The 23,975-nt window shown below is 45.1% G+C and carries 16 protein-coding genes and 1 tRNA gene; 7 read left to right on the top strand and 10 right to left on the bottom strand.

Annotation, left to right across the window (positions count from 1 at the left end):
• Positions 1-9: 9 nt before the first annotated feature.
• Complete coding sequence (locus EJ063_RS01760) at positions 10-966, top strand: electron transfer flavoprotein subunit alpha/FixB family protein (protein WP_126572290.1); 957 nt, start codon at positions 10-12, stop codon at positions 964-966.
• Between the two features lie 101 nt (positions 967-1,067).
• Here the strand turns inward: EJ063_RS01760 and EJ063_RS01755 are convergent, their stop codons facing one another.
• The 4 genes from EJ063_RS01755 to EJ063_RS01740 form a co-directional block, all read right to left on the bottom strand.
• Positions 1,068-2,216 carry a dihydrolipoamide acetyltransferase family protein gene (locus EJ063_RS01755; protein WP_126572289.1) on the bottom strand — a complete coding sequence of 383 codons (1,149 nt, stop codon included), beginning with the start codon at positions 2,214-2,216 and terminating at the stop codon, positions 1,068-1,070.
• Positions 2,213-3,196 carry an alpha-ketoacid dehydrogenase subunit beta gene (locus tag EJ063_RS01750; RefSeq protein WP_126572288.1) on the bottom strand — a complete coding sequence of 328 codons (984 nt, stop codon included), beginning with the start codon at positions 3,194-3,196 and terminating at the stop codon, positions 2,213-2,215. The genes EJ063_RS01755 and EJ063_RS01750 overlap by 4 nt, the downstream gene beginning before the upstream one ends.
• Positions 3,189-4,295: a pyruvate dehydrogenase (acetyl-transferring) E1 component subunit alpha gene (gene pdhA / locus EJ063_RS01745; RefSeq protein WP_126572287.1), complete on the bottom strand. Its 1,107-nt coding sequence runs from the start codon at positions 4,293-4,295 to the stop codon at positions 3,189-3,191. Before pdhA ends, EJ063_RS01750 begins: the two co-directional genes overlap by 8 nt.
• Before the next feature lie 472 nt (positions 4,296-4,767).
• Positions 4,768-6,315: an alanine/glycine:cation symporter family protein gene (locus EJ063_RS01740; RefSeq protein ID WP_126572286.1), complete on the bottom strand. Its 1,548-nt coding sequence runs from the start codon at positions 6,313-6,315 to the stop codon at positions 4,768-4,770.
• Positions 6,316-6,891: 576 nt separating this feature from the next.
• Between EJ063_RS01740 and EJ063_RS01735 the strand changes: the two genes are divergently transcribed.
• The 4 genes from EJ063_RS01735 to EJ063_RS01720 all read left to right on the top strand — a co-directional run bounded on the left by EJ063_RS01735 (position 6,892) and on the right by EJ063_RS01720 (position 11,326).
• Positions 6,892-7,431 carry a DUF3332 domain-containing protein gene (locus EJ063_RS01735; protein ID WP_126572285.1) on the top strand — a complete coding sequence of 180 codons (540 nt, stop codon included), beginning with the start codon at positions 6,892-6,894 and terminating at the stop codon, positions 7,429-7,431.
• Positions 7,432-7,596: 165 nt separating this feature from the next.
• Positions 7,597-9,603 carry a methyl-accepting chemotaxis protein gene (locus EJ063_RS01730; protein ID WP_126572284.1) on the top strand — a complete coding sequence of 669 codons (2,007 nt, stop codon included), beginning with the start codon at positions 7,597-7,599 and terminating at the stop codon, positions 9,601-9,603.
• Positions 9,604-9,765: 162 nt separating this feature from the next.
• Positions 9,766-11,121: a transporter substrate-binding domain-containing diguanylate cyclase gene (locus EJ063_RS01725; RefSeq protein ID WP_126572283.1), complete on the top strand. Its 1,356-nt coding sequence runs from the start codon at positions 9,766-9,768 to the stop codon at positions 11,119-11,121.
• A 130-nt stretch (positions 11,122-11,251) separates the two neighbouring features.
• Positions 11,252-11,326, top strand: a tRNA-Gly gene (locus EJ063_RS01720).
• A gap of 251 nt (positions 11,327-11,577) precedes the next feature.
• Here EJ063_RS01720 and EJ063_RS01715 read toward each other — a convergent pair.
• The 6 genes from EJ063_RS01715 to EJ063_RS01690 all read right to left on the bottom strand — a co-directional run bounded on the left by EJ063_RS01715 (position 11,578) and on the right by EJ063_RS01690 (position 21,607).
• Entirely contained in the window at positions 11,578-13,188 is a 1,611-nt protein-coding gene (locus EJ063_RS01715; protein ID WP_126572282.1) for a response regulator, read from the bottom strand.
• Positions 13,189-13,221: 33 nt separating this feature from the next.
• Positions 13,222-13,854: a response regulator transcription factor gene (locus EJ063_RS01710; protein WP_126572281.1), complete on the bottom strand. Its 633-nt coding sequence runs from the start codon at positions 13,852-13,854 to the stop codon at positions 13,222-13,224.
• Positions 13,854-15,008 (bottom strand): EAL domain-containing response regulator, encoded by a 1,155-nt coding sequence (locus EJ063_RS01705; RefSeq protein ID WP_126572280.1) that lies wholly within the window; start codon positions 15,006-15,008, stop codon positions 13,854-13,856. The genes EJ063_RS01710 and EJ063_RS01705 overlap by 1 nt, the downstream gene beginning before the upstream one ends.
• Positions 15,005-18,709, bottom strand: coding sequence for an ATP-binding protein (locus EJ063_RS01700; RefSeq protein WP_126572279.1), 3,705 nt, complete (start codon positions 18,707-18,709; stop codon positions 15,005-15,007). The genes EJ063_RS01705 and EJ063_RS01700 overlap by 4 nt, the downstream gene beginning before the upstream one ends.
• A 263-nt stretch (positions 18,710-18,972) precedes the next feature.
• Positions 18,973-20,676: a protein adenylyltransferase SelO family protein gene (locus EJ063_RS01695; RefSeq protein WP_126572278.1), complete on the bottom strand. Its 1,704-nt coding sequence runs from the start codon at positions 20,674-20,676 to the stop codon at positions 18,973-18,975.
• Between the two features lie 121 nt (positions 20,677-20,797).
• Positions 20,798-21,607, bottom strand: a complete 810-nt coding sequence (locus EJ063_RS01690; RefSeq protein ID WP_126572277.1) for a sulfite exporter TauE/SafE family protein — start codon at positions 21,605-21,607, stop codon at positions 20,798-20,800.
• A 326-nt stretch (positions 21,608-21,933) separates the two neighbouring features.
• Between EJ063_RS01690 and EJ063_RS01685 the strand changes: the two genes are divergently transcribed.
• Together EJ063_RS01685 and EJ063_RS01680 are read left to right on the top strand one after the other, a co-directional pair.
• On the top strand, positions 21,934-22,908 hold the full coding sequence (locus EJ063_RS01685; protein ID WP_126572276.1) for a DUF1852 domain-containing protein: 975 nt from the start codon (positions 21,934-21,936) through the stop codon (positions 22,906-22,908).
• Between the two features lie 24 nt (positions 22,909-22,932).
• Entirely contained in the window at positions 22,933-23,970 is a 1,038-nt protein-coding gene (locus EJ063_RS01680; RefSeq protein ID WP_126572275.1) for a methionine synthase, read from the top strand.
• The last annotated feature ends 5 nt before the right edge of the window (positions 23,971-23,975 follow it).

The raw sequence follows: 23,975 nt of genomic DNA, 5'->3' as shown, positions 1-23,975 counted from the left end.
GAGGCGAACATGAGTAATTCAAACATCTTGGTGGTTGTTCAGCACAATAATCATCAGTTTACTCCAGAAACCTTATCGGTGATCACTGCTGCTTATCAGTTACAAGATCACTTGGGTGAGGCGGCGATTGATCTTCTTGTGATGGGTTATCAAAGCAATTCGGTAGTTGAAATTCTCCAGTCGGTGAGCTCAATTGAACGCATTTTGCTCGTGGAACAGCCAGAGTTTGAGCACCCATTTGCTGAGGTTCAAGCAAAGGTACTTGCTCATCATGGTAAGGAATACAGCCATATTTTGGCGCCCGCTACTACCTTTGGTAAAGATATAATGCCAAGAGCGGCCGCACTGCTTGATGTTGGTTTGTTGGCTGACATCATTAAGATAGAAAGTGCCGATACGATTGTTCGCCCGATTTATGCCGGTAATGCGCTTGCCAGAGTCCAAAGCCATGACGCGATTAAGATGATGACCGTGCGAGCGACCGCTTTTGAGAAAGTCTCACTGCAAGGTGATGGAAACGCCGAGGTTGTCACGCTTGGTGCCGACGTTAGTGGAATACGCACTCAATATATCGGCTTAGAAGCAACAGAATGTGAAAGACCAGATTTAGCAAGTGCAGAGGTGGTGATCTCAGGCGGCCGAGGGGTTGGCAGTAAAGAGAACTTTGCCTTAATCGAAAACTTAGCGGATAAACTAGGTGGCGCTATTGGTGCGTCACGAGCGGCGGTGGATGCTGGGTTTGTTACCAACGATCTGCAAGTGGGGCAAACAGGTAAGATCGTCGCGCCTAAGCTCTATATTGCCATCGGGATTTCTGGCGCGATTCAGCACTTAGCAGGCATGAAAGACTCGGGTATTGTGGTTGCCATTAACAGTGATGCCGATGCCCCTATCTTTGAAGTGGCCGACTATGGTTTGGTGGGAGATTTGTTTGAAATACTTCCTGAGTTGATTGATTCGGTATGATTCTGTTTGTTCAACATCCATAAAACCGATGGTAAAACGCCATAAAAAAGGGAGCGATAATTCGCTCCCGTTTTTCGTTTCACTATCACACAGTTTCACCATCAAAGAACGGCTTTCTGTAAGTGCTCGACCAGTTTCTTGGTAAACCTTGCTGCCTCGCCACCTGTGCATGCTCGGTGGTCAAATGTGATCGAAAGTGGCATTACTTTGATCATCTTAGGCTCGCCATCGATAAGCGTAAGGCGATCAATAATTCGCCCTGCGCCAACAATGGCAACTTGCGGCGGTGAAACCACTGGTGTTGCGAATATGCCCGCAATCGCCCCAAAGTTTGACAGGGTTATGGTGCCGTTTTGAAGGCTCTCTCTACCAATCTTCCGCTCGCGTATGCCTTGAACCGTGCCGTTTAACCAGTCTCTAATCTCATCGGTTTGGTATTCATTAGCGTGTTTGAGAACGGGAACATACAGGCCGTGACTACTGTCGACTGCAATCCCAATATTGACGTTGTTGTGCACGCAGCGCGTCATGGTTTCCGCATCAAACCAAGCATTAAGCGCAGGCTCTTGCTGACACGCATAAACAACGGCTTTGATCAGGCGGCCAGAAATATCTTCTGTGTCAGACCACATTGCCAAGCTGGCTTCTTCAGTGATCGTCACCGCGGCAACATGATGATGAGATTCCGACATGGTCGAAACCATGGTTCGTCTTGCCCCTTTTAAGACTTCAGTGCCCGGTTTTTGTTTACGTGCTTCGCCATAGATATCGGCATCGGTAATCATCCCGTTGGCACCACTGCCATGAACATTGATGATATCAACGCCGAGTTTTTTGGCGAGTAGACGAGCAGAAGGAAGCGCAGTAATTGGAGTATCTTCTGATGGAGTATGGGTACTGCCGATCCAAAAATCGTCCACCTCTACTTGATGAGTGGTTTGAGAGACATTGCCGACGACTGTGGCGGCATCCGATTTCTGAGCTGCATTAGCGGCGCTGGCTTCGGCAAGTTCTGGTTGCTCTTCTATTTCAAGCAGCAGTGAACCAATGTTGATGATGTCTCCCGCTTCGCCGTGGCGGCTGATGACTACGCCAGAATAGGGTGCTGGCACTTCAACCACTGCTTTGGCTGTTTCAACGGTGAGGACCACTTGATCAAGCTCTACTTCATCGCCAACTTGAATATGCCATTCAACAATTTCAGATTCTGCTAATCCTTCGCCTAGATCTGGTAATAAGAATGTTTTCATTTCCAACCCTCCACAAGCTCTCTTGCTGCATGCACGATGTCTTGTTCTTGAATCATGAAATAATCTTCGTTTCGGTAGTAAGGCATGATGGCGTCCATGCCTGTTACCCGCTTTGGTGGCGCTTTAAGCATACACATGGCGCTTTCGGCCACTCTAGCTAAAATCTCTGCTCCCACGCCACAGGTTCGACTCGCTTCGTGAACCACCAATAATCGCCCTGTTTTTTCCAATGACCTTAGGATTGTGTCCATATCAATCGGTTTGATCGAAGCAAGATCAATCACTTCCGCTTCAATGCCTTGAGAAGAGAGTGCATTGGCCGCTTGCAGCGATTCAACAACGCAAGCGCCCCAAGTGACTAACGTAACATCTCGACCTTTGCGTAGCGTAAAACAGGTATCGAGTGGCAGGGCTTCCCCGTTGTCAGTCACTTCAGATTTGACGGTGCGATAGATGCGCTTAGGCTCGAAGAACATTACAGGGTCATTACTGCGAATAGCGCCGAGCAATAAGCCATAAGCACGTTGAGGGGAGGACGGAATAACCACTTTGAACCCTGGAACATGCGCAAACAAAGCCTCAATACTTTCAGAGTGATGCTCTGGGGCGTGAATACCGCCGCCAAACGGGGCTCTGAATACAGCAGGGCAGGTGAGTCGTCCACGGGTTCGATTGCGCATCCGAGCTGCATGACACATCAAATGTTCCAAAGCTGGGAAGACAAAGCCTTGGAACTGAAATTCGGCTACGGGGCGAAGTCCTTGGCTCGCCATACCAACTGATACGCCACCAATAAGGGCCTCAGCTAATGGGGTATCAATCACGCGTTTGAGTCCAAACTTCTCTTTCAATCCAACGGTCGCCCGGAACACACCGCCATTTTCACCGACATCTTCACCGAGGACGACTACATTCTCGTCTGTATTCATTTCATGGTGCAAGGCGAGGTTGACCGCTTCGACTAGTGTTAATTCAGCCATGGTTGCCTCCTTGCATTCGAATCGCTTTGTTTATGATCTGATCCCGTTGTGCGTTTAGTTCGCTAGGGGCATGTTCATAAAGGTAGTCAAAGGCGGTTTCAGGTGCTTGTGGAGGCAAATTCTTATAATGCTCGACAGCTTGCTCAACTTGCTCTTTACAGGAAGCTTGCAACGCTTGTTCTTGCGCATCATCCCAAAGGCCATTATTCATCAGATATTTTCGTAGGCGAGCGATAGGCTCGAATTGCCATGCTTGGTTTAGCTCTTCATCACTGCGGTAGCGGCTCGCATCGTCTGCGGTTGTGTGGTCGCTTAAGCGATAGCTGATGGCCTCTATCAGTGTTGGGCCTTTGCCTTTTCGAGCTCGGTCTAATGCCGACAATACGCAATCGTACATTGCAACTACGTCATTACCATCAACTGTGATGCCCTCAATACCCGCGCCTTTCGCTTTATCAGACAGAAAATCGGCAGCAGATTGCAGCGCGCGAGGAACAGAAATCGCCCATTGGTTGTTATTAACGACGAACACTAAAGGTAAGTTCCAAGCCCCTGCACAGTTGATGCTTTCAAGGAAGTCCCCTTTAGACGTTGCACCATCACCACAAGTCACCAATGCAGCATGGTGCTGATGTTCGATTTTAAGGGCAGCCGCAACGCCGACTGCGTGAGTACATTGAGTCGCAATAGGAACACAGAAAGGCAAATCTCGGCTTGGTTCTGCTTGCTGTCCATCCTTTGGAATGACATGAAAATCACTACCTCGCTCATCACCGCCCCAATATTGAAGGTTTTTCTCCATTGGAATGCCTCGAACCCACATGGCGGGCATATCTCGGTAGTAAGGGATAAACACATCTCTAGGGTGCATGGCGTGGCCAATGGCGACACCATAAGCTTCAGCGCCTAAGTGAGAAGGATAGGTTCCCAGTTTGCCTGTTCTCTGTAGGGCAACGGCCTTATTGTCGTACGTACGTGCCAACATCATATCTTGATAGAAGCGCACAAGAGTGGGGGAATCGGCCCATGAGGGTAAAGGGTTTATCGACGCTCCAGTGTGGTCAATAAATCGCAACATAGGCAGTGTCTGAACATTCATTACTATCTCCTTGATATTGCGAAGGTGGATCGCACCTATTAGCAATGTTCTTTGACCCTGCGATCATGTTTCGATTCAGAGCCAAGATAGATACCTAAACTTCATACATCTGTTAACGCAAATTGAAATAACCTACTAAGTCATAACCTACTGAAAATGTTTTTCTCTAAAATCGAGTGATAAAGCAGACGACAATTTCAAATGCGCTGGTTATGTATAAGTGTAATCAAAATGTTAAAAATTGCTTAATTGAGAGAGGGGGGAGCGACTTTATAGAGAGGGGTGCAGAACAATGTTGTGGTCGATCATGTTGGTATTTTGTATCGCTTCACGATCAATCTAGAGTTTTATACTTTTGGGTGAATAAACACTAAAACATTGGTTTGTTTAAATCGAAGAGAAAAATATACAAAAAAAGCAGCAAGCCGAAGCCTGCTGCCTACTCGATAATGGGGACTATCGAGGTATTCTATTAGTCAGCCTGTTGAGTCAGGTTCTGCTTTTGTTGCACCTTGTACACTTTACCTGCGTTAAAACGCTCAAGGTAATCTGCTAGGTCACGCTTCACTTCTGGTACTAGGATGTAGAGACCAACAATGTTCACAAGTGCCATTGCAAAGATCATCGCATCAGAGAAGTCGATAACAGGGCCAAGGTTCATTGCCGCACCAATCACGACGAACGCACAGAATTTAACTTTGAAGATAAGTTCAGCTGTTTTGCTCTCGCCAAATAGGTAAGTCCAAGCTTTTAGACCGTAGTAAGACCAAGAGATCATAGTAGAAAAGGCGAATAGAACAACCGCGATTGCCAACACGTATGGGAACCAGCTAATCGCACTACCGAACGCCGCAGAAGTTAGCTCAACGCCCGCTAGGCCAGTATCTGTGTCTAGGTAACCAGTAATGATGATAACTAGCGCTGTCATCGTACAGATAACCACGGTATCAATGAATGGTTCTAGTAGAGAAACAAAACCTTCCGACATTGGCTCTTTGGTTTTTACTGCTGCGTGAGCAATCGCTGCTGAACCAACACCGGCTTCGTTCGAGAACGCTGCACGTTTGAAACCTTGGATAAGCACACCAATTACACCACCTGCAATACCTTCGCCAGTGAATGCACCGTTGAAAATAGCCGCGAATGCGTCGTCAATGCGGTCATAGTTCATAGCGATGATCACAACCGCTGCACCCACATAGATGGTTGCCATGAAAGGAACCACTTTTTCCGTTACTTTCGCGATAGATTTGATACCGCCAATGATTACGATACCGACAATCACTGCCAGAATTAGACCAAACAACCAGCCTTTGTCAGCAAAGAATGACGCATCGCCACCCGTTACGCCTACAACCTGTTTGAATGCTTGGTTAGCCTGGAACATGTTACCGCCACCCAGTGCACCGCCGATAGCGAACACAGAGAACAGAACTGCAAGAGTACGACCAAGAGCAGCATTACCACGCTTAGCCAGGCCTTTGCTTAGGTAATACATCGGACCGCCAGAGACAGTGCCATCTGGGTTTGTATTACGATATTTCACACCCAATGCACACTCAACGAATTTGCTCGACATACCCAGTAGGCCTGCAAGAATCATCCAGAATGTTGCACCCGCACCACCGATAGAGACAGCAACAGCAACACCAGCGATGTTACCTAAACCAACCGTACCCGATAGAGCAGTTGTTAGTGCTTGGAAGTGTGACACTTCGCCATCTTCTTTTGCTTTCGGATCAGAGAACTTACCCGATACCAATTGAACCGCGTGTTTAAAACCGCGAACGTTGATGAAGCCAAGATAGAATGTAAAGAAAGTTGCTGCTACAACTAACCAAAGAACAATCCACGGCACCTGTACGTCAGTAAAAGGGAACGGAATAGTCGAAAAGATCATTCCTACAAAAGGGTTAACGATAGGTGCGACGACTTCATTTATTTTGTCATCCAAGTTGGATGCTGCAGCGCTACCTGCAAATATGCTCGCCAAAAAGGCCAGCGAACTACGCTTTTTCATGCTTTTCCTGCCTGTGAATAGAAGTTTATATTATTAATATTTATATGATGTTGTGTTTTGTTACATTTGTGTAACTTTGGCTATTATTCATTTTATAAATATCAGTTCAACATCTTTGGCGGAAAGTTTGATCCAGCAAACAATTCTGATTTTCGCTAACCTAAAGGCTTAAACTTGGATGTTTTGACTGTAATATCTCTTAAGATGGGTGGTTAGTTGTGTGTAAGTGTTTGAATGCCAGTGATATATTTTGTCAAAATCCTCGGAATATATAACTGTCTGTATACGATTTGAACAGGAAAAGATGGCATCATACTCAGATATAGTAGTGAGATCTGTGGCATATCAATCTAATGATTACTGGGTTTAATGATGGGTTGTCTATAGGTAATCTCTAGTCCGAGGCTTATTTGAGCTGAAGCGTAAAAAATCAAACTTTATTCTCATGAGGTAGGAATTTACCTACATAAAAACAGAAACTTAACACAGTGAAAGTTATGTCAAATGTCCATGTTTAAGGTGGATTTCATATTCTTCAAGAGTAATATGCAGCGTCCTTAAAATATGGTGGTAACTATGAAATCGAATATGTTGAAAGTAGCGATTGTCGCTGGTCTGGGTTTATCTTCTCTAACTGGTTGTATGGGCCAAATGGCGACAACGGGGATTGTTTCTAAATTTAACCTAGAAGTGGTAGACAACCGTTACGGTCGTGAAGGTATGTTTTTACTACTTTCGCCTGTTTACGCTATTGCAGGTAGTGCTGACCTTTTCATCATCAACGCAATCGAATTCTGGACAGGTACTAACCCGATCACTGGCAAGTCTCCAGCGGTAGTAGACACACCAACTAAAAACTACATCAAAGTAAATGACAAGCTAGACAGCTCACTGAAAGATGTTCCGCTAGCAAGCAACGCGAACATTGAGAATGCGACAATGCAGCAAATCGATGAGAACACAATGCAGATGGACATTACTTACATCGACGGTACTCAAAAAGTACTACGTGGTGAAAAAGTAGAAGACAGCGTAGCCTTCTACCTAAATGATGAATACATCACAACTGTGTCAAATGATGAGCTAACAGATTACGTTGCTGCTTCTCATATCTAATTAGACGCATAAATATTTAAAGAAGCCCTAGGAGAGATCCTAGGGCTTTTTTGTTTGTTCCAAGGAAAATATACGACAAAAGTTTAATTCTGTAGCTCACATTTATTTAACATTATTATCAGAGACGTTATAGTGAGAGGAGAACTTACTTTAGGAGTTAGATGGATGAAACTCACGATATCAGGGAAGTTACAGCTAAGTTTTCTGTCACTTGCAGTACTTTTTATCGTTTCCGCTTTTTTTACTTACCGGAGCATCAGCACGGTTGAAACGCAAACAGCATCATTGCTTGACCGCGATTTACCGACCGTCGATGCAGGCCGTACACTTCAGCAATCTGTTCAGGCTACAGTCTCCTCTTTAAGAGCGTACATGCTTTTGGGTGGAGAAGAGTCACTACAACAAACTCAGCAAGACAACCTCACTCAGGCTATTGACCGAGTAGAGATCCTACTGATTTCTCTCGAAGAGCTCGTTGTTGAGCAGAACTACCAAGAGATCGTCGCTAAGTGGGGTGTGGTGTCTCAGTCGCTAAGTGAAATATCTGAGATGAGCCATAGTGAGGAGAACCTTCCTGCTCATTCTCTGTTTATTAATGAAGCCGCTCCCATCGCTGAGGTTGCCTTAGACCAGATCCAAGGCCTGATTAATGATGAAGCGAGTAATACCGAAGGTGGGGAGCGTAAACGTCTGTTCCGTCTATATGCCGATAGCTATACCTCTTTTGCTAATGCATTGTCTTCAATGAGAGACTTCCTGCTTTATGGCAAGCAAGAACACCTAGACAAGTACCAAGATTTCTTAAAAGCACACGCAAAGCCAGTAGCTGAAATTGACTCTAAGATCGAATTGCTCTCAAGCAGCGATCAAGGGTTGTGGTCACTGTTTAAAGAAATGCAGCAGCTCTATTTCCCTCTGGCCGAACAAGTGGTTGAACTTCGTCGCTCAGCGGATTGGAATATCGCTAACCAGAAAATGGCCAATGAACTTGTGCCAGCGGTTGCAGATTTGAATCAAAGCCTTGAAGCGGTGATCAGCAAGCAACAAGCTAATGCTGATCGTTCCGGTCAAGGTATCTTCACCTCAGTCAAAAATGTAATTACGTTGCTGGTGGGTTCGATTGCGGTTGTTGTTGTGATTGCAGTCTCAACAGCACATTTGATGGGTAAGAGCATTGGCCGCCGTGTTGCGACCATTTCGAAACGAGCTGAATCTATTGCAGATGGCGATGTGTCCCAGCCTCGTTTGCCAGTTGAAGGTAGTGACGAGCTAGCGAGCTTGACCCAATCGATCAACAAAATGAATGACGAACTGGCAAGTATAGTGAAAGGCGTAACCAGTAAAGCCAACAATGTCAGCGACAGCATGAGTGAATTGCTTAATGCGAACGCTCAGACGGTGACTCAAGTTGAAAGCCAAAAGACAACCATGGAACTTGTTGGACAGCAGGTGAATGATGTGAGCCAATCAGCCAACGAAACTGCGCATCAAGCCGAACAGTCAGCAAGCTATTTGAAAGAGTCTAAACACCAGATAGAGCTGGGCTCTCAAGCGCTCGATCAAAACAAAACCACGGTTGGACTGCTGCACAACACCATCGAAAACGCCAGCGTTCAGGTTGATACCTTAAGTAAAGAGAGTGAAGCGATTGGCCGAGTAACAGAAGTCATCGAAGGCCTTGCCGAACAAACCAACTTACTGGCTCTAAATGCGGCGATAGAAGCAGCACGGGCGGGTGAATATGGCCGAGGCTTTGCGGTTGTCGCCGATGAAGTTCGTATGCTTGCTACAAGAACGACAGAATCAACCACTGAGATTAATAACATCGTCAATGCGATTCAAAGCTCCACCAAAGCGGTAGTGCAAGAGATTGATAAGAGTAAGGCCTTAGCAGAGGAAGGCGCGGACCATACAGAGAAAGCGTACGGCACATTGAGCTCAACTACTGAGCAGATCGAAGTGTTGAATCAAAAAATGCACGACCTTTTGGCATCCGCTCAACATCAATCTTCAGCAACTGATGCGATTGAGTCCTTAATGGGGCAAGTGATTGAATCAGTGGATGGCGTTGCTGAGATCTCAAACTCTTCGGCTCAAATATCAAGCCAAGTTCGAGGCCAAGTCGAAGAGCTTAATGCAGAGATGGCACAGTTTAAAACTGACCAATCATAAAACAATGCTAAAACCTATGCATACGTTTGTTGATTGAGGTCGCATATCTCACGCGAGCCATACAGCGTCCCTGATTAATCAGCTATAAATTACAGTAGTCATTAAGCTCAAAGTACATCACTTTGAGCTTAATTTTTGGTTATTGTGGCGTTAGGGGACATTGTGGTTCGTACTCTCACTATTTTACTATTCTTTTTTAGTGCGTTTGCTCATGTTCAAGAGCCAAGCTCACAGACCTTAGTCATCGCAAATTCGAAAGCGTGGAAACCTTTTTCGTTTATTAACAACGAGGGAAAGGCCGACGGAATCCTAATTGATTATTGGAAAGAGTATGGCCGAAAAAATAACATCAAAGTTGAGTTCTTATTGCTCGATTGGCAATCATCCCTAGATGCGGTCAAAGATGGGCGAGCCGATCTTCATGCTGGGTTGCTTTGGTCAGAAAACCGAGATACCTATTTAGACTACGCACCTGTCATTATGTCCATTGATACTCAGTTTTACATCAGCCAAGAGTTGATCGGTATCGACTTAAATGACTTCATGTTTGGTAATCACGGTTATGCAATCGGCGTGGTGAAAGGCGGATATGAAGAAGAGTTTACTAGACTCCATTTCCCCAACCTTAATCTTATTGTTTACGCCAACAACCAAGAAATGATTGACGCAGCCTTTGATGGCGACCTACAAGGGTTTGTCGCTGACTTGCATGTTGCTAACTTTTACCTGTTCACAAGCAATGACCCAAGGCGATTCATTGGTGTTCGCCACTTATACTCGGGCGATTTAAGGGCGGCGGTGAAAGAAGGCAATAGAGCGTTACAGAAGCAAGTGTCTGAGGGTATGTTAGATTTCACTGATGGCGACAAGATGAAAATCTTCAACCGTTGGATGTATGTCAATACGGTTTATCCAGAGTACTTTTTTCATGCCATCTTCGTTGGCGTTGTTCTCATCGGTGGCACATACATTTTTGTCCTGCGGATTGCGGTTAAACGAAAAACTCAGGCACTAGAAGCCGCTAACCTAAACCTCAAACATTTATCTGAAACCGATCAGCTAACAGGTTTGAGTAACCGCCGCCATTTCACGGTTGAATTAAAGCAACGTCTTGAGCTTTCGGGTTCGGTATCCATTTGTATTTTTGATATCGATGACTTTAAGTTGATTAATGATCGTTATGGACACCAAATCGGGGACGATGTGATTCATGCGGTGGCCAGTGCTGCCCGACAGGTTGTTCCTGAAGAGTCTTTACTTGCGCGTATTGGTGGTGAAGAGTTTGCGATTGTAAGCAACAACCTTGATTACGCGAGTGCAGTAAACTTGGCTGAGAGTGTTTGTCAGGCGGTCCGAGAGCTCGCCTTGGTCGGTGAAGAGTACCCTAATGTTACGGTCAGCGTGGGGTGCGCATATTATTCTAAACATACAGACTCTGTGACACTGTCAGACGCAGACCACCTGATGTATCAATCGAAACAGGCAGGCAAAGACCGAGTCACTGCCAATCACTATTAGGGGAAAGTGGTGATAAGAACGGCATGCTATGTACAAATTGATGTTTAGTTCACCACTTAAACCAAATATGGAAAAAAACACTTTTCTTTTCAGTAAGATCTGGCATATTAGAACTCGTCAACAAGACGTAGCGTACTTCGTATAATGGCTATTACCTCAGCCTTCCAAGCTGATGATGCGGGTTCGATTCCCGCAGTACGCTCCAAATATCTTCTTAAAAAATCTCCCATATCTGATTTGAATCAACACGCTTAACTGCGTGGTTTTTTGTATCTGGCGTTTAGCTATTATCTAGGTTGTGTTGCGAACCTGACTCCGGCGAAGTGCTTTGTTTCAGAATCTTCCTACACGTCATTATTTAATCATTTGATAGCATGTAAAAGCTCGATTCGTACATGGACGATGTAAGGGCTTTTGGCTCGCTAGAGCCTCCCCCTTGAGTCTAGCGAGCCTCTTTTACTTTAATGGATTGAATTGTCGCTTCATGGCGAATGTGACGAGCTCTCCAACGGCGAGGAATTGGTACTCCTCGGCATCCATAAACGTTTTTACCGATGTAATGCAGCTTTGCAGTAGCCTTTCACTTGTCTCTGGCTGATAGCGTGTCATAAGCCGGATTAAGTTGAAAGCTGGGTACTTTAACGTTGGGTAGGTAAGGTGCACATTGGCCAAGATTTTAAATCGGGTTTCAATTGCTTCTGCATGTTTCAGATCGCTTCTTGTTTGCGCTAACCAACTCGATTTTTGCTCAATGCTCTTTTTCAGCGCCTTTGCCATTTCAATTTGTGACAAGTTCAAGCCGCAGTCGTCAGCTTGGTCTGGAATCGCTTCAAATAACCATGTTAACGCTTCTGAACTGCCGCTTTCATCTGAGATGTAATGGCATAGCCAAGTTAAATGATAAATATCACTGAAATGATGAAACGTTGTGGCGTCAAATAGGGCAATAAGCTCCTCAATGCCTTGCCGATATTGTCTTAATGCAATTTGCTTATGCGCAGAAACAAGAGCGAGCTGATTTCGGAGCTCGTTACGCTGTGCCGCGTTGAACGAGCCAATCATGTTATCCACTTCAGATAGTTTGCGCTCAACCTCATCGTTATCAGCATATTGCATCGATATCATGAGCAATCGAATGTAGTTGAGCTTTGCATAGTGATTGAGGCGAAACGTATTGCGGTTCATATCCATGTAGCACTTGTAGTGTTTGAGGCTCGATGCGACATCGCCGGCAGACAAACACAAGTTCGATATGATGAGTTCTTTTAATGCGTTATTTGGCGCTAATACACTCGCGGTACGGAAGTGTTTCACCGCTTTTTCAATGTTGCTGGTTGAGATGTAGTGTTCACCTGCACCTATGTGTGCGCTAGAAATTTCGGCATGGTGTTTTAGCAGTTGTTCTATTTCGTGTTCAGCACGTTCAAAGTCCCCCAAATTTATCAGAGATTTACTTAACTCGAATCTAGCCCAAACGCTGTCGGACTCTTGCAGAGAGGACTCGCAGACGGATTTCACCTCTTGGTGTTTACCGAGCATTCGCAGCATTTTGGCTTTAAATTGATTGATCTGCGAAGAGTAGTTGGGGTGAAAGCTAGCGATATGATCGCAGGCTTCCACGCCAAGTTGATATTCTTTGCGAGCATAGTGTTCTTGGACGGGGAGCATCACTTCTTTACGCTTCAATGCACGCCTAAGCCGCTGTTTTAGGCTGTCGAAGGTAAAGGGTTTTAGGAAATACTCGTCAGGATCATATTCGATGATGGATTGCACCACGGTAAGTTGGGCTTCTCCGGTGAGAATCACCACGAGGGTTTTAGGGGCTAGTAGTTGGAAGTGCCTTAATTCTTCGAGAAACTGTAACCCTGTTGGTTGACTTAGGCCGAAATTATAATCAATAAACATCAAGTCGAACTGTGCTTCTTTCAGGATCAAGCTGGCTGTTTTCGGCGATTTGTCGGTGGTGATGTTTTTCTCTTGCGCCCCTAGGCGAACTAACGTCATTTTTAATGAATGTAGGATGATAGAAGAGTCATCTACAATGAAAATTTTCTTATTATCTAGCATGGATTTATTATCATTTTCTCAAACCATAAGGGTTTAAGTTGGTGGGTTGTGTGTGTCGTTCTTGTTAATTATTTCTATCACGCTGCGCACTCCATGCTTTTTCAAAATACGCGCTTTGTAAGTACTGATCGTTTTGGCGCTTAACCCTAACATTTCAGCAATGTCTTTATTGCACCTTCCTTCCATTAGGTAGTTAAGAACGACCGTTTCGCGGCTAGAGAGACTGCGGTTTTCACTGCCTGATTGCATGTGCTCGCCATATTTGAAGTAGCTAAAACCTCGGGTGATGTCGGAAATGGCTTTGACGATGACATCCGTGCTTTCTGATTTAGCGATATACCCATCAGCACCGAGTTCAAAGGCCGTCCTAACGCAGTACGCTTGTGTGTAAGACGAAAGGAATAGAGTTCGCCCACTGTAGCCATGCGCTTGAATACGACGGAAAAACTCGAACCCGTCAGCTTCTTCTAAATTGATGTCTAGCAACAGTAAATTGAAGTGGCCAGATTTGATCATCTCTAGCGCTTCTTTGTAGGTGCTGACCGACTCGACAGTATCAATAAAATCGAGACGTTTGATATAGACTTTGAGTGACTCACACACAATAGGGTGATCGTCGTAAATCAAGCATCGAGTCGTCACTTGAGTGTGTTTTCGTAATGGCATCACAGTACATCCTTAGTGATAAGTTGTTCTATAGTTGTTGGTCTTCCGGTGAAATAGCCTTGGCAAATATCTACACCGATCGCTTGCATTGCGTTGAATTCATCTTTATTTTCTACGCCTTCCGCGACCACCTTCATGTTGAGTTTTTTGGCTAACTGAACAGAGAGCTCAATAGCATGGCGATGCTTCGAGTTTATGAGGTAGTTATTCACAAACTGGCGATCAATTTTGAGCTCGGTGAAAGGTAGCGAGACAAGGTTTGATAGCCCTGAGTGGCCGACACCAAAGTCATCAATCGATAAGCCAAACCCACTCATTCTTAACCTCGCAATATTGCGCAACATCTCAGGTGTGAGCTTGTACACTCGCATCTCGGTGATTTCGAAGTTAATTCGCTCAGGTTTGATGTCGCTTTGTGCAAACTGAGAGAGCAATGAACTAAAGTCGTTATGGTTTGATAGGTCGTCAGCCGAAACGTTGATTGAAATGGATACGTGATCAGGCAAGTGCTGCGCATCATGGATAACATTATCGACCACCGCTTTGAGCAGATCGAACGTGTGCTCACTCTCTTCCAATTGCGAAATAAAGCTATCTGGGAACATTAAGCCATCTTGTGGATGATTCCATCGTACCAGTGCTTCAACGCCAATCAGGCGGCCGGCTTTAAAGCAATACTGGGGCTGATAATGATTGCAGAACTGCTTTTCTTGTAGGCCCTGAGTGATTTCTTCAAGCGGATAGAGTGTGGTTTTTCGAGGCTTCTGCTTTGCCGCTTGCTTGATTTGGCGCGATTGCCAAACAATATTTTCAAGTTGGTCTTGTTCCAAAGGCTTGCTGTAGCAGGAAACCATGTTCAAACCAAACATCAGGCCCACTTTCTCGGCGAGGTCGATGATCTCTCTATTCATCCCACTTAGTATGCAGATTGGCTGGCCGAATTGAATTGAGTGCAAGTGGGAGAGTACAGCTAGCCCATCTTCCTGAGGCATCTCGAGATCGAAAATTATCAGATCAACATGGTTTGCGCTGATGTATGAATAAGCTTCTTTTGGCGAGCTAAACGCAACCACTTTGCAGATGCCAAGTTTCGTTAGGCGCATCTCCAATACGTGTAATTCAATTGGGTTATCATCAATCAGTACAACTTTCATCGTTCACCTCGTTGGTAGCGTTGGGCATGTTCAATTTGCTCTTCCATTGCAGTCACGAGTGATGAGACGAGGGGAAGCAGTGCATGTTTAGCCACCTGTTCCGCTTCTCGCTCGACTTTGTGCGCTGTTTCTGCCAATTGAGTTATGCCAAGGGTTGATGCGCCTCCTTTCACTTTGTGTGCAAGCTTTCTAGCCTCTGTGCCAGATATGCTCTCTTTCTTTAGGCTGTTTAAATCGTCTAGCATAGAGTCAATAAACACCTGTGCGATGGTTTCTGCTTCCTGTTCAGAGAATGCCTCAAGCCAAGTCACAAACTTACAGACTTGGTTAGAAGTGACAGTCGCACTTTGTTCAATCACAGAACGCAGCTTGTCGATCCCATAAGGCTTATAGAGGATATTATCGAAACCGACCTGTTTCGCTTTGTCATGGGCGATACGAGAATCTTCAGCGGTACAGCCAATAATCACCATGTTCTGATAGCCTGACGGGGAAGTGCGAATTTGGCGAACCAGCTCGTAACCATCCATCACAGGCATGTGGCAGTCCGTAATGAGAAGCTGATAGGCGTCTGGATAAGTTTTTAACTGCGTCAGTGCTTGCGCGCCGTCATCAACGATGTCTGCTTTCACGCCAAGCTCTTGAAGCTGTTTAGAGATAACCAATTGGTTGATTGGGTTATCTTCTGCCACGAGCACTCGGCCGTTGAATGTCAGGTTTTGTTGCTCCTGAGCGTAGACTTCATCTTTATCTAGACCGCTTAACGTTTCAAATAGCAGATCAGGGAAGAGTGGGGTGCCTGTCAGTTTGTGCTCATTGCCGAACACCTGCTTGAACCCAAATAGAGTAGGGCAAATACGGATGAGGGAATCGAAGTCTTGGTTTGGGGTATTAACGTCATCACAAATCAAGACAGTCTGAGTGCTTGAATGCTCGGCGTTCGTGAAGCCCCAATAGCTAAGCCAATCATTGATTTCTGGATATTGAGTGCGATTGATTACCTTCAGTGGTACAGCGTTAGTTTTATAACGCTTGATTGGCTGGTGGGGCAACTGAAGATCAACTCGCGTACCAAGCCCTTCAATACTCGATAGGTTGAGTTCGCCGCCCATAAGTTCAACCAATTGCGCCACAATTGATAAGCCCAAACCTGTGCCACCGTATTTTCGCGCAATCGAGTTGTCGGCTTGAACAAAGGGTGAGAAGACATGCTGCACTTGCTGAGGTGACATGCCGCAACCTGAGTCAGTGACTGACATCTTGATGGACGTATCATCAAGGCTAACATCAACTTGAATGTCGCCTTTTTCGGTAAATTTAATCGCATTCGACAGTAGGTTATTGACGATTTGCGCATAACGCAGTGTATCGAAAGTGATGGTTTCGATATTGGTTGGGGCAAAGTGATATTGCAGGTTCAGCCCTTTATCTTGAGCGGCTGCCATATGAGTGCGTAGAACGTCACCGGTCGCTTTCAGCAACGAACATTCACGCATATCGAGCTTAAGCTGATTCGCTTCTAGCTTAGAGAAATCGAGGATGTCGTTCACTAGCATATTAAGCTGGCGAGCAGAGACAGAAATATTGCTCAGTAGCATACGGCTTTCGCCATCCGTAATTCTACCCATCAACATTTCTAGCAACCCACTCATACCTGCAATCGGGGTTCTCAGTTCGTGGCTCATTGATGCTAAGAACTTTTCTCTGACTGAAATCGCCTCTTCTGCTTTCTGTTTAGCCGCAATCAGTTCACGCTCTTGTTTCTGCTTCTCAGAAATATCGTTGAGGATGGTCAGGACGTAGTCGTTGTTGTTTGCGGTGATACGCTTACAGGTGTATTCAATCGTCTCGATGTCGAGTGCGCAGTTCGTGACGTCTACGGTGCGCTGGATAGTTTGATCACTTTGTAGCACTGCTTGACGCTGCTTACGGTCGACGATGTTGGTCGCATCTTTCCGATTGATCAGATCGCATTGAGAACATTCGCCTTTACGATATTTAATACAGCTCGACAGTAACAGGTCATCTTGACTGTTATGAATGAATACTTGGGCAGGAAACTGCTCGATAACACTCTGGAGAAACTTCTTCTCTAGTCGCGAGGCTTGAGCATCATTCTCTTTAATGATCATCTGTAGGTTTAAGTTCTTAAACCATAAGTAGCCAAGACCTGCGAGTAGCAGAATGACGCCAATAATCCCGACTAAAATCAACGTCAGGTCACGGTAATCGACGCCATACACCACATGGAACGGGTCGTAAGAGTTCTTAATTTTTTGTAATTCGTTACCGTCCCAAGTGCGAACGACGTTATTAAGGAGATTGGTCAACAGAGGCTTGCTGGCAGACACCGCCATAACGGCGTTGAGTGTTTTAAAGTCTTTACGATCAATTACATAGTCATCATCAGCATGAGAAGAGATGATCATGTCAATGATGTCTTCTCGGATGTACGCTTTTTCAATCTTACCGGCTTCCAATGCTCTTAGAATGGTTTTTGGCGTCGTGAACATCTTCATCTCATTGCCGAAAACCTGCTCTTTAACGCCCAGTTTGCTTTTGCTTGATGCAAGCAATACGCCGTCAATCTTAGCGGTGTAATTAGGCTTATCGACCAACGACACACCGTAGTAGCGAAACGATAGAATAGTATCGGTAGAGTCTAATGTTTCACGGCTTGTCATCTCTTTAAGGCTATAGGGAATAAGATCGATTTCGCCTCGTTCTAGCATTTCAACCAGTGTGTAATCACCATTGGGTTCAACATATTGGAAGCGCAGCTCTGTTCGGCTTTCAATCAAGGCAAGGAGATCATGAATGTAGCCGCTCAGTTGGCCTTGCGGATCTCGAAATAGGAGCGGGAACGTATCGTCATCGAACGAGTAACGAACCAAATCCTGATGTTCGTTTTTAACTCGATAGGCGATGTTTGCCATGTCAGCAACATGGTAGGGGTTGTTCTTAGTGAATAGGTAAGACTCTTGCTCAATCAGCTTAATGATCTTATTAATAATTTTGATCAGCTTATCTTGTGATTTGTTAGCGACAATATGGGCGTTAACAAGCCCTCCCCATTCGGGAGTATGTAAGGTGCCTCGTAGCTCATCAGACTGGTTTAGGTATTCGCTCAAACTGATGTAGCTTGCGAGTACGGCATCGTAATCACCACGGCGCACGCCAGAAATTGCATTCTCAAACGTTTTGGTCGGTGTTGTATTGCTAAAGCCTTGTTTGCTGAGCACATCGCAATAGATACTGTCCTCTACACAAGCCCAGCGAAAGTCGGGGGCTGTCGTGTCTTTGGTTTCCGATAAAGACCAATAAGCGACGCTGCTTTTAATAAAAGGGTGTGAAGAGATAAACGGCTCGAAGCCCTGACCGTCATAGTTAAAACCCACGGCGAGATCGACTTGGTTCGATTCCAATGCCAAGGAGATATCTTCCACTGTTTGAAACTCTATGAACTTGAGTTTGATGCCGAGCTCAGTAGAGACTCGTTTCAGGTAGTTAAGATTTAGGTTGTAAAATTCACCGACTAAAGGGGGAGTGTTAGGATCAATGCCAGCTTCATCAAATACAGCGACACGCACTTCACCTCGATTGGAAATGTACGACCATTCAGCAGGGGATAAGATCTTTAAATTAGCAGCATGCCCTATTGAAGCGACCAACAAAGCGACACAAAGCAACCATCTTTTCACATTTGAACCCTACATCTCTTAACGAGTGCGGATTCTTACTCCACATGCGCATAGAGTCAAATTTGAAGAATATGATGCGATAAATTAAGTGTTTGATTTATAAGCACTTAATTGGGGTCGTAAGTCGATTCCTACTATATTATAGGAATTAACTGATACGAACTTGAAGGTTGGGACAGGTGGTTGTTGTTAATTTTATTGGTAGAAAGTATGTAGCGAACGCCGGCCCGCTACATAGCCAGGAATGGTGGGATATTATGGCTCTAAGACGAACAACTATAATGGGACGTGCCACCGAGTGAGAAATATTTCAGTGGGCGTAGGCGGTAATACTTCTCTTCGAGCTCTTTTGATTGCTCATCGTATGGATTCGCAAACAGCGCTTGTAACTCATTGATGAGGGCGTAGTTACCCTCTCTAGCCTGCTCATACGCCGGAACGATAAGCCATTCACGCCAAGTGTATTTAGGGTTTACTTGCTTCATCTGCTGTGAAAGTTCAGTCAAACTTACTTTATCGCCAAGTAAGCTTCGCCACGTTTCAAGCCACTGACTCCACTCAGCAGTGAGCTCTTCATCAGGTTGGCTATAGAAGCTTTTCTCAAGTGCTGAAATGTCTTTAGGAATATTAGAAAGCTCCCTAAAGAAGATAGTGTAATCAACGTGCGTTTTGACCATCAGCGCTAACAGCTGGTGGAATAACTCGGTATTGAGCTTTTCTAAACCAAGTTTGCTCATCCACATCTGGGTCATTTTCTGCTGCATCAATGCTGAGAAGCTTTCACTGAGATCGGCCAGTTTATCTAACGCTTCTGGGTTCGATTGAAGTAAAGGAGTCAACGCAGAGCAGAAAGACTCAAAGTTCTTCTCAGCTGCAAGTTGCTGATTTAAAAAAGAGAAGTGCCTACCACCACCTGTCCAAGGTTGGAAGAAGGCTTCAAAGCGCTCACTAAAACCAAATGGGCCGTAGTCCAAAGTAAATCCACCAATCGCACAGTTGTCACTATTAAAGTTACCTTGGCAAAAGCCCACTCTGATCCAGTTAGCAATAAGAGAGGTGAGTCTGTCTCTAAACTCAGTTGCAAGCAGGATGATTTTATCGGCCATTGGTAACGAAGCGTCGATTTGGTGGCTGTATTCACGCTTAATAATGTGCGCAACTAACATTTCCAACTCATGCATTGCAGCAGGGTGTTCGTTACTGCGAGTTCGGCGACCGAATAACTCAAGCTGGCCAACACGCAAAAACGATGGCGCAACGCGAGTGCTGATCGCAACAGGGTTAGAAACCATGATGTCTGGATTTTCAGAGCGAGAGCCTTCTTGATACCAAGGGCGGTCAACGTGCTCTGATTGAGAGGCAAACAAGCATAATGAGCGTGAAGTCGGAACCCCTAATGCGTGCATGTAATCTTGGGCCAAAAACTCGCGAACGCTTGAGCGAAGTACTGCTCTACCATCGGCTCCACGGCAATAAGGGGTAGGGCCACCACCTTTGAGTTGCATCTCCCATCGTTGACTATTAAATACACCTTCAAAGACAGACATCGCACGGCCATCACCATAGCCATTGCCGGTTTTAAATGGGCAGTTATCGATATACTCATTGCCGAAGATGGAAAGCGCATAGCCAGTCGCCCAGCCGACGTTACGCATCGGGGAAGGGACATCGTCTATATTGCCTGAGAACATCTGACCAAATGCTTGATCGGTCGCTAAGCTATCATCGATCCCAAGCTCTTTAAAAAATGAGTGGCTATGGCTGACATAGACGGCATCAGCAATAGGCGTTGGTTTTACAGGAACATAGTGGCCAGAATAGACTTGGCGAGGGCGGTGATCATAGCCGTCTTGCGTGGCATCAGGATCTGGGCTGAGAGTGTCTAACAATGAATAATCCGCCATTTTGGCGAAGTCATTAAGATTAAAAATGCTCACAGGGACTTCTGACTCCTTTGGTTTACTCATTGCTTTCCTACTCCATGCTTTAACTTTAATGTGAAGCTTAACAGCAATGATACGTCAACGACGACCAAAAGGTATCATTAGTCCCTATTGTTTGGTTTCGATTTATGAATTTATCAATTAATCAGCTAAACGCCATATTGGTCGCCATTGCCAGTAACAACAACGCAAAGATTTTCTTGATAGTTGGAACCGGTAAAGTGTGCGTTGCTTTGGCACCAATAGGGGCAGTGAACCAAGAGGTACACACAATACCAAACAGTGCTGGTAAGTAGACAAAGCCAGCAAACCCATCAGCAAGCGAATAGTAGCTACTGCCTGAGCTGATATAGCCCACTGAGCCAAAGAGAGCGATGACGATGCCACAAGCCGAGGCACAGCCAATCGCTTTTTTCATATCGACAGAGAAGAACGTCAGTAGAGGCACAAGTAATGCGCCACCGCCAATCCCAATCATGGCAGATAGACCACCGGTAATGGTGGTTAATGTGGTTAAGGCAAATTTGTTCGGGATTTTTCGTTCTTTATTACCGTCGCCTTTGCCACTCAGCATCATTTTCAGTGCGATAAGCACAACGCTGACGGCGAAGACCATGCGAACCACTTGTTCTGGTAACAGAGCGGCCATAAATCCACTAATCAATGCGCCTAACGCCACACCTGTCATGATCCAAGGGGCTAAATCCCAAGGTACGTTGCCGTTTTTGTGGTGAGCAAGGGCAGAAGAGGTAGAGGTAAATAAGATTGAAGCCAAAGAAGTCGCGATGGCAGCGATCACCACTTGGTCTGAAGGTAACACATCAAAATGGAGCAAGATCATACTTAGGATCGGAACGATAATGAGTCCACCACCAATGCCCAGTAAACCCGCCAGAAAGCCTACACCACTGCCTAATAATGCACAGTAGACGACCAACAATACCAAATCACTCACTCGATTCTCCTTTCCCTGTTTTTCAGGTGTTTAAGTTATTAAATTTCTTCATGTCCTTATGAGGTCCCCTAATATATCTGCGTTCAGAAATAATGAAACATGAAATATTCTCATGTTGATAGTGAAGTAAATCCATTGTTATTTAGACCTAGATCAAAGTTATAAATAAATCACTGCTTTCAACGACAGTGCTTTTTATTCTTGGCTTTAGGGTTAATGAGAAAAGTAATGGTGAAGAAAGCCTGAGCTTAAAGAAAATAATGAATAAGGCTCAGAAAAAGTAAGGACTAATTCAGCTTTCATCTTAGGGAATAGGATAAAACACCATGACTACAAACTTCACATTTACAATCAAGAGCCTTAGCCTCGATGAAAACTATCGCCCAGCAGATAGCACACGTATCACCACTAACTTTGCCAACCTAGCACGCGGCGAACATCGTCAGCAGAACCTACGTAACGCACTGAACATGATTAATAACAGCTTCAATGCCTTAGCGCACTGGGATAACCCAAAGGGTGATCGTTACTCAGTAGAGCTAGAGATTGTCTCGGTTGATATGGATATTGAAGCGGGCGGTGGCAGCTTCCCATCAATTGAAGTGCTAAAGACTTACGTGGTCGACAATAAAACCAATGAGCGAATTGAAGGTATTGTTGGAAATAACTTCTCATCTTATGTTCGTGATTATGACTTCAGTGTGCGACTGCTTGATCACAATAAAGGAAAGTCTCAATTTACTATTCCAGCAGATTTCGGTGAATTACATGGAAAACTGTTTAAACACTTCGTGAGTTCAGAAGAATATAAACAGAACTTTAAAAAGCCACCGGTTATTTGTTTAAGCGTTTCAGATAACAAAACCTACCACCGCACTGAAAATCAACACCCGGTTCTTGGTTTTGAATATGAACCAAACGAGTCTTCATTAACAGAGCAATATTTCCAGAAAATGGGCCTGCAGGTGCGCTATTTCATGCCGCCAAATAGCGTTGCACCTTTTGCGTTTTACTTCTTCGGTGACTTGTTGAACGACTACACCAACTTAGAGTTGATCAGCACTATCAGTACGATGGAAACGTTCCAGAAAATCTATCGACCAGAGATTTACAACGCAAACGCAGTGGCAGGGAAATCTTATCAACCTAGCCTAAAAAACAGCGATCACTCGTTAACGCAAGTTGTGTATGACCGTGAAGAGCGTAGCCGCCTAGCGATTGAGCAAGGTAAGTTCGCTGAAGAGACATTCATCAAGCCTTATCAAGATGTGCTAAACCAATGGGCTGCGAACTACGCATAAGAAGTAGGAAAGGGAGATAATATTATGACAACGAAGACACTTTTACCGACTTCGACAGCGGGCAGCCTGCCAAAGCCATCTTGGTTAGCAGAGCCAGAAACATTATGGTCACCTTGGAAACTTGAAGGTGAAGAACTGACAGACGGCAAGCAAGATGCACTACGCTTGTCACTTCAAGAGCAACAACATGCTGGTGTGGATATCGTCAGCGATGGTGAGCAGACTCGACAGCACTTTGTAACGACCTTTATTGAACATTTAGACGGCGTTGACTTTGAAAATCGTAAAACGGTTAAAATTCGTGACCGGTATGATGCCAGTGTTCCGACTGTGGTTGGCCCAGTAACCCGTCAAAAGCCAGTCTTCGTTGAAGATGCTAAGTTCCTTCGCCAGCAGACCGACAAACCGATCAAGTGGGCACTTCCTGGGCCAATGACGATGATTGATACCTTATATGATGCGCACTACCAAAGCCGTGAAAAGCTAGCTTGGGAATTTGCCAAAATACTGAACCAAGAAGCGAAAGAGCTTGAAGCGGCGGGTGTTGATATTATCCAATTTGATGAGCCAGCGTTTAACGTCTTCTTTGATGATGTCAATGATTGGGGCATCAAGTGTTTAGAGCGTGCCATTGAAGGCCTCAAGTGTGAAACGGCGGTGCATATTTGTTACGGTTACGGTATCAAAGCGAACACAGATTGGAAGAAAACGTTAGGTACAGAGTGGCGTCAATACGAAGAAGTGTTCCCTAAGCTTCAGCAGTCGAAGATCGACATCATCTCATTAGAATGTCATAACTCTCACGTACCTATCGAACTGCTTGAGCTGATTCGTGGCAAGAAAGTGATGGTCGGTGCGATTGATGTGGCGAATCATGATGTTGAATCGCCAGAAGAAGTGGCTGAAACACTGCGTGAAGCGCTAAAGTATGTCGATGCCGATAAGCTCTACCCATGTACGAACTGCGGCATGGCGCCACTGCCTCGTGAAGTCGCGCAAGGCAAGTTAAGCGCACTTCAAGCGGGTGCAGAGCTCGTTCGAAAAGAGCTAGTGAGAAAATAGTTAGT

This window comes from Vibrio aquaticus, from assembly GCF_003970385.1.
GTDB lineage: Bacteria > Pseudomonadota > Gammaproteobacteria > Enterobacterales > Vibrionaceae > Vibrio > Vibrio aquaticus.
This window is presented reverse-complemented; position numbering and strand designations above follow the sequence as displayed.